The organism is Achromobacter sp. D7-1 (assembly GCF_059760445.1).
Window position 1 is genome coordinate 1 of the sequence record NZ_JCBAMT010000068.1, and the last position, 12,304, is coordinate 12,304.

The 12,304-nt window shown below is 66.6% G+C and carries 11 protein-coding genes; 5 read left to right on the plus strand and 6 right to left on the minus strand.

The features are described 5' to 3' along the window. Window positions 1-28: 28 nt before the first annotated feature. Both AC6LKD_RS24065 and AC6LKD_RS24070 read right to left on the minus strand, forming a co-directional pair. Window positions 29-769, minus strand: a complete 741-nt coding sequence (locus tag AC6LKD_RS24065) for an enoyl-CoA hydratase-related protein (RefSeq protein ID WP_013391156.1) — start codon at window positions 767-769, stop codon at window positions 29-31. Beyond that, window positions 766-1,737: an NAD(P)H-dependent flavin oxidoreductase gene (locus AC6LKD_RS24070; protein WP_041652108.1), complete on the minus strand. Its 972-nt coding sequence runs from the start codon at window positions 1,735-1,737 to the stop codon at window positions 766-768. The genes AC6LKD_RS24065 and AC6LKD_RS24070 overlap by 4 nt, the downstream gene beginning before the upstream one ends. A gap of 181 nt (window positions 1,738-1,918) precedes the next feature. Here AC6LKD_RS24070 and AC6LKD_RS24075 point away from each other — a divergent pair, with 181 nt between their 5' ends. The 4 genes from AC6LKD_RS24075 to AC6LKD_RS24090 all read left to right on the plus strand — a co-directional run bounded on the left by AC6LKD_RS24075 (window position 1,919) and on the right by AC6LKD_RS24090 (window position 6,709). Further along, a complete protein-coding gene (locus AC6LKD_RS24075) occupies window positions 1,919-2,542 on the plus strand; it encodes a TetR/AcrR family transcriptional regulator (RefSeq protein ID WP_492275877.1) in 624 nt (207 codons plus the stop codon). A gap of 47 nt (window positions 2,543-2,589) precedes the next feature. Then, window positions 2,590-3,738, plus strand: a complete 1,149-nt coding sequence (locus AC6LKD_RS24080) for an acyl-CoA dehydrogenase family protein (RefSeq protein WP_207468823.1) — start codon at window positions 2,590-2,592, stop codon at window positions 3,736-3,738. Between the two features lie 184 nt (window positions 3,739-3,922). Next, window positions 3,923-5,152 (plus strand): CaiB/BaiF CoA transferase family protein, encoded by a 1,230-nt coding sequence (locus AC6LKD_RS24085; protein ID WP_498117692.1) that lies wholly within the window; start codon window positions 3,923-3,925, stop codon window positions 5,150-5,152. 30 nt (window positions 5,153-5,182) lie between these two features. Next, window positions 5,183-6,709, plus strand: a complete 1,527-nt coding sequence (locus AC6LKD_RS24090) for a 3-hydroxyacyl-CoA dehydrogenase (RefSeq protein WP_498117693.1) — start codon at window positions 5,183-5,185, stop codon at window positions 6,707-6,709. Window positions 6,710-6,808: 99 nt separating this feature from the next. Here the strand turns inward: AC6LKD_RS24090 and AC6LKD_RS24095 are convergent, their stop codons facing one another. From AC6LKD_RS24095 to AC6LKD_RS24105, 3 genes are read right to left on the minus strand one after another with little or no spacing between them, the layout of a single operon-like run. Further along, window positions 6,809-7,774, minus strand: coding sequence for a Bug family tripartite tricarboxylate transporter substrate binding protein (locus AC6LKD_RS24095; protein ID WP_013391162.1), 966 nt, complete (start codon window positions 7,772-7,774; stop codon window positions 6,809-6,811). A 41-nt stretch (window positions 7,775-7,815) separates the two neighbouring features. Beyond that, window positions 7,816-9,258: a dihydroorotase gene (locus tag AC6LKD_RS24100; protein WP_492275958.1), complete on the minus strand. Its 1,443-nt coding sequence runs from the start codon at window positions 9,256-9,258 to the stop codon at window positions 7,816-7,818. Beyond that, window positions 9,230-10,318 (minus strand): CobW family GTP-binding protein, encoded by a 1,089-nt coding sequence (locus AC6LKD_RS24105; protein WP_492275880.1) that lies wholly within the window; start codon window positions 10,316-10,318, stop codon window positions 9,230-9,232. The genes AC6LKD_RS24100 and AC6LKD_RS24105 overlap by 29 nt, the downstream gene beginning before the upstream one ends. A 212-nt stretch (window positions 10,319-10,530) precedes the next feature. Between AC6LKD_RS24105 and AC6LKD_RS24110 the strand changes: the two genes are divergently transcribed. Continuing rightward, window positions 10,531-11,304, plus strand: a complete 774-nt coding sequence (locus AC6LKD_RS24110; protein ID WP_492275881.1) for an IclR family transcriptional regulator — start codon at window positions 10,531-10,533, stop codon at window positions 11,302-11,304. Window positions 11,305-11,322: 18 nt separating this feature from the next. On the opposite strand, the gene AC6LKD_RS24115 is transcribed toward AC6LKD_RS24110, so the two are convergent. Further along, complete coding sequence (locus AC6LKD_RS24115; RefSeq protein WP_498117694.1) at window positions 11,323-12,228, minus strand: LysR family transcriptional regulator; 906 nt, start codon at window positions 12,226-12,228, stop codon at window positions 11,323-11,325. Window positions 12,229-12,304 lie beyond the last annotated feature (76 nt).

Consider the following 12,304-nt stretch of genomic DNA (forward strand, 5'->3'; position numbering starts at 1 on the left):
CCGGGGCAAGGCGCGCCATCCGGCTTCCCTACTTCTTGAAGAACTTCGCGAAGGCCGCCTGCGCTTCTTCGGATTGCAGGCGGATGCGGAACTGCTGGGCTTCGTAGTCCAGCGTGTCCTGGATCGCCTGGCGGTCCGGCCGGCGTAGCATGGCCTTGGTCAGGCGCAGGGCTGCCGGCGGCTGGCGCGCCAGGTCGGCGGCGGTGGCTTGCGCGGCGGCCAGCGCCTGGCCCTTGGGCGTGACTGACGTCGCCAGCCCGGCGTCGCAGGCGTCCTGCGCCGTGAACGCCTTGCCCTGCAACAGCCATTCAGCGGCGCGGCGGGTGCCGGCCAGGCGCGGCATCAGCAGGCTGGACGCGCCTTCCGGGCACAGGCCCAGCGCTACGAACGGCATGCGCAAGGTGGCGCCTTCGCCGATATGGACGAAATCGCAGTGTTGCAGCAGAGTCACGCCGATGCCGATCGCGTAGCCTTCGACCGCGGCGATGACCGGCACGTCCGCCATGGTCAGCGCGCGCAGGAACGTCAGGCCGGCGCTGTCGCCCGCGCCGCGCTCCGCCTGGAAGTCGCGCAAGTCGTTGCCGGCCGTGAAATGTTCGCCCGCGCCCGTCAGGATCACCGCCGCCAGCGCCGTGTCGGCGGAGGCCAGCGCAATCTGTTCGGTCAGTGCCGCATAGGTGGCGGTATCCAGCGCGTTGCGGCGGTCCGGACGATTGATGGTCAGCGTCAGCACCGCACCGTCGCGGTTGACTTGCAGCCCGCCGCTCATGCGCCGAACCCCTTGGCCAGGCGGCTCTTGGCGTCCGCGTACTCGCTGCGCAGCGTGTCCACGATCTGGCGCGTGGGCAGCACGCTGGCGATGCCGCCCACGCCCTGGCCCGCGCCCCAGATGTCCTTCCAGGGCTTGACCCGGCCGGAGCCGAAATTGGACGCGCCGCTGTCGGGCTGCGGCAGGTTGGCCGGGTCCAGCCCGGCGGCGGCGATGCTGGCCTTCAGGTAGTTGCCGGGGATGCCGGTGAAGAACGGGGTGTACAGGATGTCCGAGGCGCTGGCGTCGACGATGGCGGATTTGTAGCCCTCGCTGGCGTTGGCTTCCTCGCTGGCGATGAAGCGCGTGCCCATGTAGGCGAAGTCCGCGCCCATGGCCTGCGCGGCCAGGACGTGTGCGCCCGAGGTGATTGCGCCCGACAGGATCAGCGGGCCGTCATAGAAGCGGCGCACTTCGGACACCAGCGCGAAGGGGCTGAGCGTGCCCGCGTGGCCGCCGGCGCCGGCGCACACCAGGATAAGACCGTCCACGCCGGCTTCCAGCGCCTTTTCGGCGTGGCGGATCGTGGTCACGTCATGGAATACCTTGCCGCCCCAGTCATGCACGCCTTTGACCAGGTCGCCGGGCGCGCGCAGGCTGGTAATGATGAGCGGCACGCGGTGGCTGGCGCACACGGCCAGGTCTTGCTCCAGGCGGTCGTTGGACTGATGGATGATCTGGTTGACCGCGAACGGCGCCACGGTCGCGCCGGGATTGGCTTCGCGGTGCGAGGCCAGGCCAGCCTGGACCTCGTCCAGCCAGTCGCTCAGCAGGCTCTGCGGGCGCGCGTTCAGCGCCGGGAACGAACCCACGATGCCGCTGGTGCATTGCGCCACCACCAGCTTGGGATTGGACACGATGAACATGGGGGCGCAGATGACCGGCAGGGACATCTGGCCGTACAAATCAGTCACGAGAGAGTGGGGCATGGCGTCGTCGCGGAAAAAAGGTCAAAAGAGGGCTTGAGCATCGTAGTCGGGTGTGCCTATAATTACCTACCGACCGTCCGGTAATTAATTAATCCTTATTAAACGGCATGCGCCGAAGCGCTGTCAATGGAGGTTCGCAAGAGCCTCCGGCAGCGCCGGCGCGGCCCTTCCAAAGGCAGCCATGGCGACCTCCGCCCCTCCCACCCAGAAACGCGCCCGCGCCGGCCGCCCGCCCACCGTGGCGGCGCCGCGCGAACGGATCCTGGAAGAAGCCGCCAAGCTCTTCGCCCGCAGCGGCTACGACGGCAGCTCGGTGTCGGACCTGGCTGGAGCACTCGGCGTTTCCAAGGCGGCCATCTACCACTACTACACCACCAAGCAGGACATCTACGACGCCATCATCCTGGCCGTGCTGAGCGGACTGACCCAGTCCGTCGCCCAGGACGTGGCGCGGGCCGAGAGCGCTACCGCCCGGCTGCGCGCCTTCATGGTGAGCCACGCGCGCTACTTCGAGCAGCACCACGCCGAATTCGTCACCATGCTGATCGGCTATTCCGGCATGGCCTTGACCGAACGCGAAGACGCCGCCCGGCTGCGCGACGGCTACGAGAAGCGCCTGCGCGAGCTGATCGCGCAGGGCGTCGCCGCCGGCGAGTTCCGCGCGCTGGACGTGGCCGCGGCCGGCCGCGCCGTGCTGTCCATGCTGAACTGGATGGTGCGCTGGTACAAGCCCGGCCAAGGCGACAGCGCCGAAGCCATCGCCGCCGGCTATTTCGATCTACTGGTCGGAGGCATGCGCGCCTGAGGCGCGGCTGTCCCCGGCTTGCCCCGCTTTTTTTTGAGACTCCCATCATGGCCCTCGATACCGAAACCCTGAACCTGCTGCTGGACGCCGTGCGCCGCTTCGTGCACGAACGCCTGATCCCCGCCGAAGACGAACTGGCCGAAAGCGGCCAGGTGCCGCCGGACATCGTCAACGAGATGCGCGAACTGGGCCTGTTCGGCCTGTCCATCTCGCCCGACCACGGCGGCCTGGGCCTGACCATGGAAGAGGAAGTGCGCGTGGTCTTCGAACTGGGGCAGACCTCGCCCGCGTTCCGCTCGCTGGCCGGCACCAACATCGGCATCGGTTCGCAAGCCATCGTGCTGGCCGGCACCGACGAGCAGCGCGCCAACTACCTGCCCAAGCTGGCCAGCGGCGAACTGATAGGCTCGTTCGCGCTGACCGAGCCCGACGCCGGCTCCGACGCCATGGCGCTGCGCCTGTCCGCCGTGCGCGACGGCGACAGCTATGTGCTCAACGGCACCAAGCGCTACATCACCAACGCGCCCATCGCCGGCCTGTTCTCGGTCATGGCGCGCACCGCGCCGGAACGCCGCGCCAATTCCATTTCGTGCTTCCTGGTCGAGGCCGGCACGCCGGGCCTGACCATCGGCAAGCCCGACAAGAAGATGGGCCAGGCCGGCGCCCTGACCAGCGACGTGGTGTTCGACAACTGTCGCGTCCCGGCCAGCGCGCTGCTGGGCGGAGAAGAGGGCAATGGCTTCCGCACCTCGATGCGGGTGCTGGACAAGGGCCGCCTGCATATTTCGGCGCTGTGCGTGGGCATCGCCGACCGCCTGCTGGGCGACGCCGTGAAGTACGCCATTGAGCGTAAGCAATTCGGCCAGCCCATCGCTGAATTCCAGCTGATCCAGGCCATGATCGCCGACAGCCAGGCCGAGCTCTACGCCGCGCGCTGCATGGTGCTGGACGCCGCCCGCATGCGCGACCGCGGCGAGAACACCACCATGCAGGCCGCCTGCTGCAAGCTGTACGCCACCGAAATGGTGGGCCGCGTGGCCGACCGCGCGGTGCAGATCCACGGCGGCGCGGGCTACATGTCCGAGTACGCGGTCGAGCGCTTCTACCGCGACGTGCGCCTGTTCCGCATCTTCGAAGGCACTTCGCAGATCCAGCAGCTGGTGATCGCCCGCGAAACCATCAAGGCGCATTCCTGAGCGCGGACACGGCCCAAGAGGCTAATATCCTGCATGACTGACGGTGATCCGGCAGCGGCCCTGGGCCGCGCCGGAATATGACGCGCCAGCGGCCGCGCGCCGCCGGCATGACGGAACTCCAGTCTGGCTTGCGCGCCGCCGCAAGCCGGACGTTTTCATTTCTCTTCCAGCGAAAAGATTACTAATGTCGCAACGTCCCGCTCCCCTTACCGGCATACGCGTGCTGGATCTCACCCGCGTCCTGGCGGGTCCCTGGTGCACCCAGAACCTTGCCGACCTCGGCGCCGAGGTGATCAAGATCGAACGCCCCGGCGCGGGCGACGACACGCGGGCCTGGGGGCCTCCGTACCTGAAGGACGAGGCGGGCAACGACACCACCGAGGCGGCCTATTACCTGTCCGCCAACCGCAACAAGCTGTCGGTGGCACTGGACATCGCCTCGCCGCGCGGCGCCGAACTGGTGCGCGAACTGGCGCTGCAAAGCGACATCCTGGTGGAAAACTTCAAGGTCGGCGGCCTCTCCAAGTACGGCCTGGACTACGACAGCCTGAAGGAACTCAACCCGCGCCTGATCTACTGCTCCATTACCGGCTTCGGCCAGACCGGCCCCTACGCCAGCCGCCCCGGCTATGACTTCATGATCCAGGGCATGGGCGGCCTGATGAGCATCACCGGCGAACGCGACGACCTGCCCGGCGGCGGTCCGCAGAAGGCGGGGGTGGCGGTGACCGACCTGATGACGGGCATGTACTCCACGGTCGGCATCCTGGCCGCGCTGCACGAACGCTCGCGCAGCGGCCTGGGCCAGCACATCGACATGGCGCTGCTGGACTGCCAGGTCAGCATGCTGGCCAACCAGAACCTCAACTACATGACCTCGGGCGTGGCGCCCAAGCGTGCCGGCAACGCGCACCAGAACCTGGTGCCTTACCAGGTGTTCGCGGCCAGCGACGGCCACCTGATCGTGGCGGTCGGCAACGACAGCCAGTTCCGCAATTACTGCGGCGCGATCGGCCTGCCCGAGCTGTCGGCCGATCCGCGCTTCGCCACCAATCCGCAACGCGTGAAGAACCGCGCCGAACTGGTGCCGCTGCTGACCGAACGCATGGCCACCGGCGCGCGCGACCACTGGCTGGCCGCGTTGGAAGCCGTGGGCGTGCCGGCCGGCCCCATCAATACGCTGGACCAGGTCTACGAAGACCCGCAGGTCCTGGCGCGCGGCATGAAGCGCGAATTGCCGCATCCCACCGCAGGCACGGTGCCGATTGCCGCCAGCCCGCTGAAGTTTTCCGACAGCCCGGTCGAGTACCGCCGTCCGCCGCCCATGCTGGGCGAGCATACCGAGCAGGTGCTGGCCGAAAAACTGGGCCTGTCGGCCGAAGAAATCCTGGCGCTGGCGCAAAGCCGGGCCTGAACCCCATCCAATAAAAGCAGGAGAGTGGTGATGAAGGAGATTCAAACCATCGGCGTCGTCGGCGCCGGGGCCATGGGGCGCGGCATCGCGCAGATCGCGGCGCAAGCCGGGCTGCGCGTGCGCCTGTACGACACCAGCGCCGACGCCGTGGCGGCCGCGCGCGAGTCGCTGCGCCAGACCTGGGACAAGCTGGCCCAGAAGGGCAAGCTGAGCGCCGCCGACGCGCAGGCCGCCTTGGAACGCGTCGAATCCGCCACCGCGCTGACCGACATGTCGAATTGCCAGCTGGTGGTGGAAGCCATCGTCGAACGCCTGGACGTCAAGCGCGACCTGTTCGCCGCGCTGGAAGGCGTGGTGGCCGAAGATTGCATCCTGGCGTCGAATACCTCGTCGCTGTCCATCACCGCCATCGCCGCCGCCTGCAAGCATCCGCAGCGCGTGGCGGGCTACCACTTCTTCAACCCGGTCGCGCTGATGAAGGTGGTCGAAGTCATCGACGGCCTGCGCAGCGCGCCCGAAGTCGGCGACGCGCTGGCCGAGCTGGCCCACCGCATGGGCCACACGCCGGTGCGCGCCAAGGACATGCCGGGCTTCATCGTCAACCATGCCGGCCGCGGCATGAATACCGAAGGCCTGCGCGTGGCGCAGGAAGCCGTGGCGACCTTCGCCCAGGTCGATGCCGTGATGCGCGAGCAGGCCGGTTTCCGCATGGGGCCGTTCGAACTGCTGGACCTGACGGCGCTGGACGTGTCCCACCCGGTCATGGAATCCATCTACCGCCAGTTCTTCGATGAGCCGCGCTTCCGTCCGTCGCCCATCACTACCGTGCGCCTGGCCGGCGGCCTGATCGGCCGCAAGGCCGGTGAAGGCTTCTACGTCTACGCCGACGGCCAGAAGCAGGTGCCGGCCGAGCCGCCCGTGCCCGCGCTGCCCGAGAACCTGAAGGTCTGGGTCAGCCCCAGGCACGCCGAAGGGTACGCCCGCGCTGCCGCGCTGGTCGAAAAGCTGGGCGCCACGCTGGTGACCGGTTCCACGCCCGACGCCGACGCGCTTATCCTCGTCACGCCCTTCGGCGAAGACGTTTCCACCACGGTTTCCGCGCAAGGCCTGAACGCGGCCCGCACGGTCGGCCTGGACACGCTGTACGCCTTCGACGCCGCCAAGCGCCGTACCATCATGGTGTCGCCCGCCACCGAAGCCAAGTGGCGCGATGCCGCGCACGCGCTGCTCGCCGCAGACGGCGTGCCGGTCACGGTGATCGAGGATTCGCCGGGCTTCATCGCCCAGCGCATCGTGGCCACCATCGTCAACATCGCCAGCGACATCGCGCAACAGCAGATCGCCACGCCCAAGGACATCGACCTGGCGGTGACGCTGGGCCTGGGTTATCCGGTGGGTCCGCTGGCCCTGGGCGACAAGCTGGGCGCCGACCGCATCCTGGAAATCCTGAAGAGCATGCAGCGCGTGACCGGCGATCCGCGCTATCGCCCCAGCCTGTGGCTGCAGCGCCGCGTGCAGCTCGGCATGTCGCTGACGCAGGCGACTGGCGAACAGTGATGTGATGGCTATGCATGGCAGGGCACCGCCCTGGCATGTACACAAAAGCCCGCAAGACTTCGTGTCTTGCGGGCTTTTTTTCCTGAAGGACCGGCCGCCTCAGTTGGCCGGCTTGACGCCGATCAGAGAGACCAGCGGCGTCCAGAGCGCGATGTCGTCGCGGATGCGGCGGGCGAACTTGTCCTTCACCTCGCCTGCGCGCGGCTGGCTGCCGGACGCGTCGAACTTGCTCAGCACGTCCGGGTCGCGCAGCATGACCTGCACGGCGTCGGCCAGTCGGTCCACTACTTCGGCGGGCGTGCCGGGCGGCGCGAACAGGCCGTTCCAGGTTTCGATCTCGTGCCCCGGGATGGTGTCGGCGATGGCTGGCACGCCCGGCAGCTGAGGCACGGGCTGGCGGCTGGACACGCCCAGGAAGCGGATGCGGCCGCTATCCTTGTAAGGCAGGATTTCGGAGATGTTGGCCGAATACAGGTCGGTGGTGCCGCCCATGGTGTCGAGCAAGGCCGGCGCGCCGCCCCGGTAGCCGATCAGCGTCGCCTCGATACCGGCGCGCTTCAGGAACACCAGCACCGACATGTGCGACATCGACCCTTCGCCGCCGTGCGCGACGGTCAACGCGCCGGGTTTGGCCCGGCCATACTCGATCAACTGCGCCAGGTTCTGGAAGCGCGAGCTGGACGGCACCGTGAGCACCAGCGGGTTGCTGGCGATGTTGGCCACTGGCACCAGATCGTTCAACGGGTCATAACGCACGTTGAACAGGAACCGGACCAGCGAAACCTGGCCGATGGACCCCACCATCAGCGTGTTGCCGTCGTTGCGGGAACGGATCAGCGCATCGGTGGCGATGGTTCCGCCCGCGCCCGCCTGGTTTTTCACCACCACTGACGACCCCAGCGTGCGGCGCAGCGAATCGGAGGTGATGCGCGCCACATAGTCGGTGTTGCCGCCCGGCGGGTAAGGCACGATCAGTGTGATGGCGGACCCTTCCTGGGCTTGGGCCAGCGCGGACAGCAGCAGCGGCGAGGTGGCCAGCAGCCGCGAGAACTGACGACGATTCATGATGTTTTCCCCTTGTGTCGTAGTGATGCGCGGCCGTGAACTCAACGGGTCGCGGCAGCCATCTGGCCGCTGCCCTTGGCGCCGACGACTTTTCCGTCCTCATACACCGTGGCGCCGCGCACCAGGGTGCGTACCGGCTTGCCCATGAGACGGCGGCCGGCATAGGGGCTCCAGCCCACCAGGCTGAGGACGTCTTCGTCGCGCACTTCGTATTCGGTCTCCAGGTCGACCAGGACCAGGTCGGCGTCCAGGCCCGCGCGTATTTCACCCTTTTCGCGCAGCCGGAACAATTCGGCGGGTTTGGCCGAGCAGGCCTCGGCCACCCGTTCCAGGCTGATCTTGCCTTCCTGCGCCGCGGTCAGGAACATGCTCAGGTAGAACTGGGTCGACGGCGTGCCGGTATGGGCTTTCCAGCCATCGGTCCAGCCCACTTCTTTCTCTTCGCGCGTGTGCGGGGCATGGTCGGTGGCAATGATATCGATGGTGCCGTCGTTGAGTCCTTCCCACAGGCCCGGCACGTTCTTCTCCGGCACCCAATACGACAGCGCATACGAGCCCAGGCGCTGGATCGCCGACCATTCGCAACCCAGGAACAGCGCCCAGGGATTGATCTCGCAGGTCACCTTCTGCCCCGCTGCCTTGGCTTCACGGATGAGCTGCACGCTGCCGGCGGTCTGCGTGTGCAGAATGTGCAGGTGGCAGCCGGCCGCCTTCTGCAGCCGCAGCAGGGTGGCGATGGCGGTTTCCCAGATCACGCCATCATGGGCGGCATAGGCGCGCGCATAGGCCAGCGCGTCGCGTTCGCCGCGGTCCCAGTAGGTCTGTTCGATCACGTCCATCAAGGCCTGGTCGTGCGGGTGCACCATCAATGGCACGTCCAGTTCGGCGCAGCGCTGCATGATGCGCAACAGCTTGCCGTGGTCATGCACGCCGATGCCGGGCATGTGCGGGTAATCGCGCCCCGTGTCCACCACCATGAAGATCTTGAACGCCGCAATGCCGGTGGCGGTCATGGCTTCCATTTCCGACTCTATCGTCGGCGCCGGATTGAAGTTCCAGTCGACCACGGCGTCGCTGCGGTAGATGGCGAACTGCTTTTCCAGCAGGTCCAGCGAGTTGGGCGGCGGATTGACGTTGGGCATGCCCACGCTGGTGGTGACGCCGCCCGCGGCGCATTGCTGGGTGGCGGTGAAGATCGTGTCCTTGTACTCGAAACCCTTTTGCGAGCCCTGACGGTGGTGCGAGTGCATATCGATGGCGCCCGGCAGGACGGCCAGGCCGCTCGCATCGATGACGTCCCGCGCGTCGGGCTCGCTGCCGGCCTCGTACAGGCCGGCGATCTTGCCGTTGCGGATGCCGATGGAGGCGCGCACGCGGCCCTGCGGAGTGACCACCAGGCCGTTCTTGATCAAAGTGTCCATGCTGTTTTCCTTGTGATGGGGAATGCCAAAACGATCAGGCCGCGCGTGCGGCAGGCGGGACAGCGCGCTGCCGCACCGTGTCCCAGACCTGCATGACGTAGTCTTTGCTCAGGCCTTTGGTAATGAAAACCATGCGGGATTGCCGGTCCGTGTCGGGCCAGTCCGGCAATTCGGTGGGGGGATGGAACAAGCGCTGCACGGCCTGCAGCACGATGGGCCGCTCGTGGCCGGCGATGTGCAGGATGCCCTTGACGCGCAGCAGCTCGTCCGGATGCGCCATGACCAACGCATCCAGCCACGCGCTGACTTGCGGCCATTGCAAGGGGGCGGCGAAATCCAGGCAGAAGCTGTCGATGCGGGCATGGTCGTGGCCATGCGCGTGCGTGTGGTGCTTATGGGTGTGTTCATGCCCATGCCCACCATGCCCGTGTCCGTCCGCGTAAGGCGCGGCATTGAGCCATTGCCGCGCCTGCTCCGGACGCACGTTCACATCGTAGACATCGGGCCCGTCCAGCACCGTGGCATCCGGCCGGGCCGCAGGGTTGCACACCACGAGCGTTGCCCCTGGGTTGACGCGCGCCAGCGTGTCCACCAGCGCCGCGACTTGCGCGCCGGGCAGTTCGGTCTTGGTGACGATCAAGGCATCGGCGACGGCCACCTGCTTGATGGCTTCCGGGTGCGCGGCCAGCGTGCCCGGCCCGTTGATGGCGTCCACCACGGTCAGCACACGATTCAGGCGGAACGAGCGCGCGACGGGGAACGTCATCAGCGCCTGGATGACCGGCACCACGTCGGCCATGCCCGTGGTTTCTATCAGGATGCGATCGAAGGCGGCGATGGTTCCGGCGCTGCGCTTGGCGCGCAGGTCGCGCAGGGTCTCGACCAGGTCGCCTTGCACGGTGCAGCACAGGCATCCGGTGGTCAGTTCGATGGTGTTGTCGTTGCTGCTGGCGATCAGCGCGTGATCGATGCCGATCTCGCCAAACTCATTGACGATGACCGCCGCACCGGCCAGCGCCGGGTCGCGCAGCCAGTGATTCAGCAGGGTGGTCTTGCCGCTGCCCAGGAAGCCCGTCAGCAAAGTGACCGGAATGCGCGTTTCGGATATCTCGCCGTCTGCCATGATGCACCTTTGCAAAAAATAATAAATTCGCAATCATTGCGATTAAATGGATTTTTGCATCGAGTTGAGGCTTTGGCAAGTCCCCACGGTTTCGCGTCGCGACGCGTCGGCCGGGAGGTGAGAATGACGCTGCTAGAATCGCGGAGAAATTGAATTTCGCAATGGATGCGAAATCACGCGCCGCACAGGCGTAACGATAGGGAGAGGTCGACGTGGCGGGTGAAATCAGGACGCGCAACCGGATACTGCACATCCTGCAGCTCTATGACAGGCGTGCCGCATGGTCGGTCGAGGACATCGCCGTCGAAATGGATGTGTCCGTCAGCTCAGCCTATCGCGACGTGCAGGAACTGGTCCGCGCCGATTTCCTGACCCCGGTGATGGGCGCGCGCTACGTGCTGGGGCCGACCTTTGCCCATTTCGACCTGCTGATGCGCCATGGCGATCCCTTGCTGAAGGTGGCCGAGCCGCACATGCGCCGCCTGGTGGAGGCGACCACGCCCTCGTCGGCCTCGGTGCTGACGCGCAGCTACCAGGACAAGGTCATGTGCATCCACCAGGAAATCGGCGATCCGGCCGCGCGCGTCGGACGCTACGAACGTGGCGCCACCATGCCGATGTTTCGCGGCGCGACCTCCAAAGTCATCCTGGCGCACCAGAGCCGCCGCGCCCTGGAGCGCATGTACCTGGCCCATGAAGAGGAAGCGCGCGCCATCTCGCACTGGAAGAGCCTGAAGGACCTGTGCCTGGAACTCGACGCCATCCGCGAGGCGGGCGTAGCGGTCAGTGATTCCGAGATCACGCCTGGGACCATAGGCATAGCCGCGCCCATCTTCCTGGAGCAGCGGGTGGTGGCCGGATTGAGCCTGATCGTGCGCGCCGAGCATTGCCGCCTCGAGCCTTTTCGCGCGGCGGTGATCGAGGCCGCCAGCCAGATCAGCAGCCAGTTGGCCGAAGTGGACGGCGCCTGGGTGGCCCGCGCCTGAGCACGGACCCCAGCCCGCTCAATCGGGTCGCGACTGGCGGTCCCGGCCCAGGCGGCGCAATTCATCCAGCGTTTGGCGCAGCAGCCCCGAGGGCTGGCTCTCCCGCCGGATATACATGCCGACGGAGCGCGAAAGCGCCTGCCGCAGGCGGGTCTTGCGCACGCCGCGCTGCGTTGCGTTGTCCAGCGACGACTCCGGCAACAGCGCAATGCCGCAGTTGTGCTGCACGAAGCGTGCGATGGCGTTCAGGTCCCGAAGGGAATAGACCGGATTGAAGGGTTGTGCCGCGGCCTGGAAGGCGCGTTCGGTCAGGACCCGCACGCTGGTCCCGGGCGGCATGCTGATCAAGGGCAGCCGGGCCAATTCCATGGGCATCCAGTGCCTGACGTCCGGCTTGATCTGGGCGCTGTGGAACAACACGAAGGGCTCGGTGAACAACTCCTGATAGACGAGGTCGGAGGCGCCTTCCTCGTTCATCGTGGTCACGGCGATGTCCACTCGCCGCTCGCGCAACAGTTGCAAGGCCTCGCTGGCGATGGGATCGTAGACCTCCACCCGTACCCGCGGGTGTTTGCGCGCAAGGCTTTGGATCAACAGGGGAATGAGCGACGCCGCAAGCGTGGGCAGGGCCGCGACGGCGACGCGGTTGTGGCGATCGCGCAGCCGTTGGTCCAGTTCCAGCATGCCTTTTTCATGCAGAGCGGTGATCCTGTGCGCAATCTCCAGGATGTCCTGGCCTTCGCGCGACAGGCGCACCATGCGGGTGGTGCGCTCGAAGAGTTTGACGCCCAGCGTCTCTTCCGTTTCCTTCAGCAGCTTGCTCAGCGTTGGCTGAGTTACGTGCAGCATCTCGGCCGTTCTCTGAAAACTCAGCGTTTCGGCCAGCATCACGAAGATGCGCAGTTGTCTCGTCGTCAGATTCATTCTTTTTGTCTATCAATGCCGTTCAAATCGGAACTTAACCAGAAGACCTGGCTGCCTTAGCCTTTGCATCACGATC

Bases quoted from the DNA above. Each gene is read 5' to 3' on its own strand.
- AC6LKD_RS24065 (WP_013391156.1), bottom strand. From the start codon at position 769: ATGAGCGGCGGGCTGCAAGTCAACCGCGACGGTGCGGTGCTGACGCTG.
- AC6LKD_RS24070 (WP_041652108.1), bottom strand. From the start codon at position 1,737: ATGCCCCACTCTCTCGTGACTGATTTGTACGGCCAGATGTCCCTGCCG.
- AC6LKD_RS24075 (WP_492275877.1), top strand. From the start codon at position 1,919: ATGGCGACCTCCGCCCCTCCCACCCAGAAACGCGCCCGCGCCGGCCGC.
- AC6LKD_RS24080 (WP_207468823.1), top strand. From the start codon at position 2,590: ATGGCCCTCGATACCGAAACCCTGAACCTGCTGCTGGACGCCGTGCGC.
- AC6LKD_RS24085 (WP_498117692.1), top strand. From the start codon at position 3,923: ATGTCGCAACGTCCCGCTCCCCTTACCGGCATACGCGTGCTGGATCTC.
- AC6LKD_RS24090 (WP_498117693.1), top strand. From the start codon at position 5,183: ATGAAGGAGATTCAAACCATCGGCGTCGTCGGCGCCGGGGCCATGGGG.
- AC6LKD_RS24095 (WP_013391162.1), bottom strand. From the start codon at position 7,774: ATGAATCGTCGTCAGTTCTCGCGGCTGCTGGCCACCTCGCCGCTGCTG.
- AC6LKD_RS24105 (WP_492275880.1), bottom strand. From the start codon at position 10,318: ATGGCAGACGGCGAGATATCCGAAACGCGCATTCCGGTCACTTTGCTG.
- AC6LKD_RS24115 (WP_498117694.1), bottom strand. From the start codon at position 12,228: ATGAATCTGACGACGAGACAACTGCGCATCTTCGTGATGCTGGCCGAA.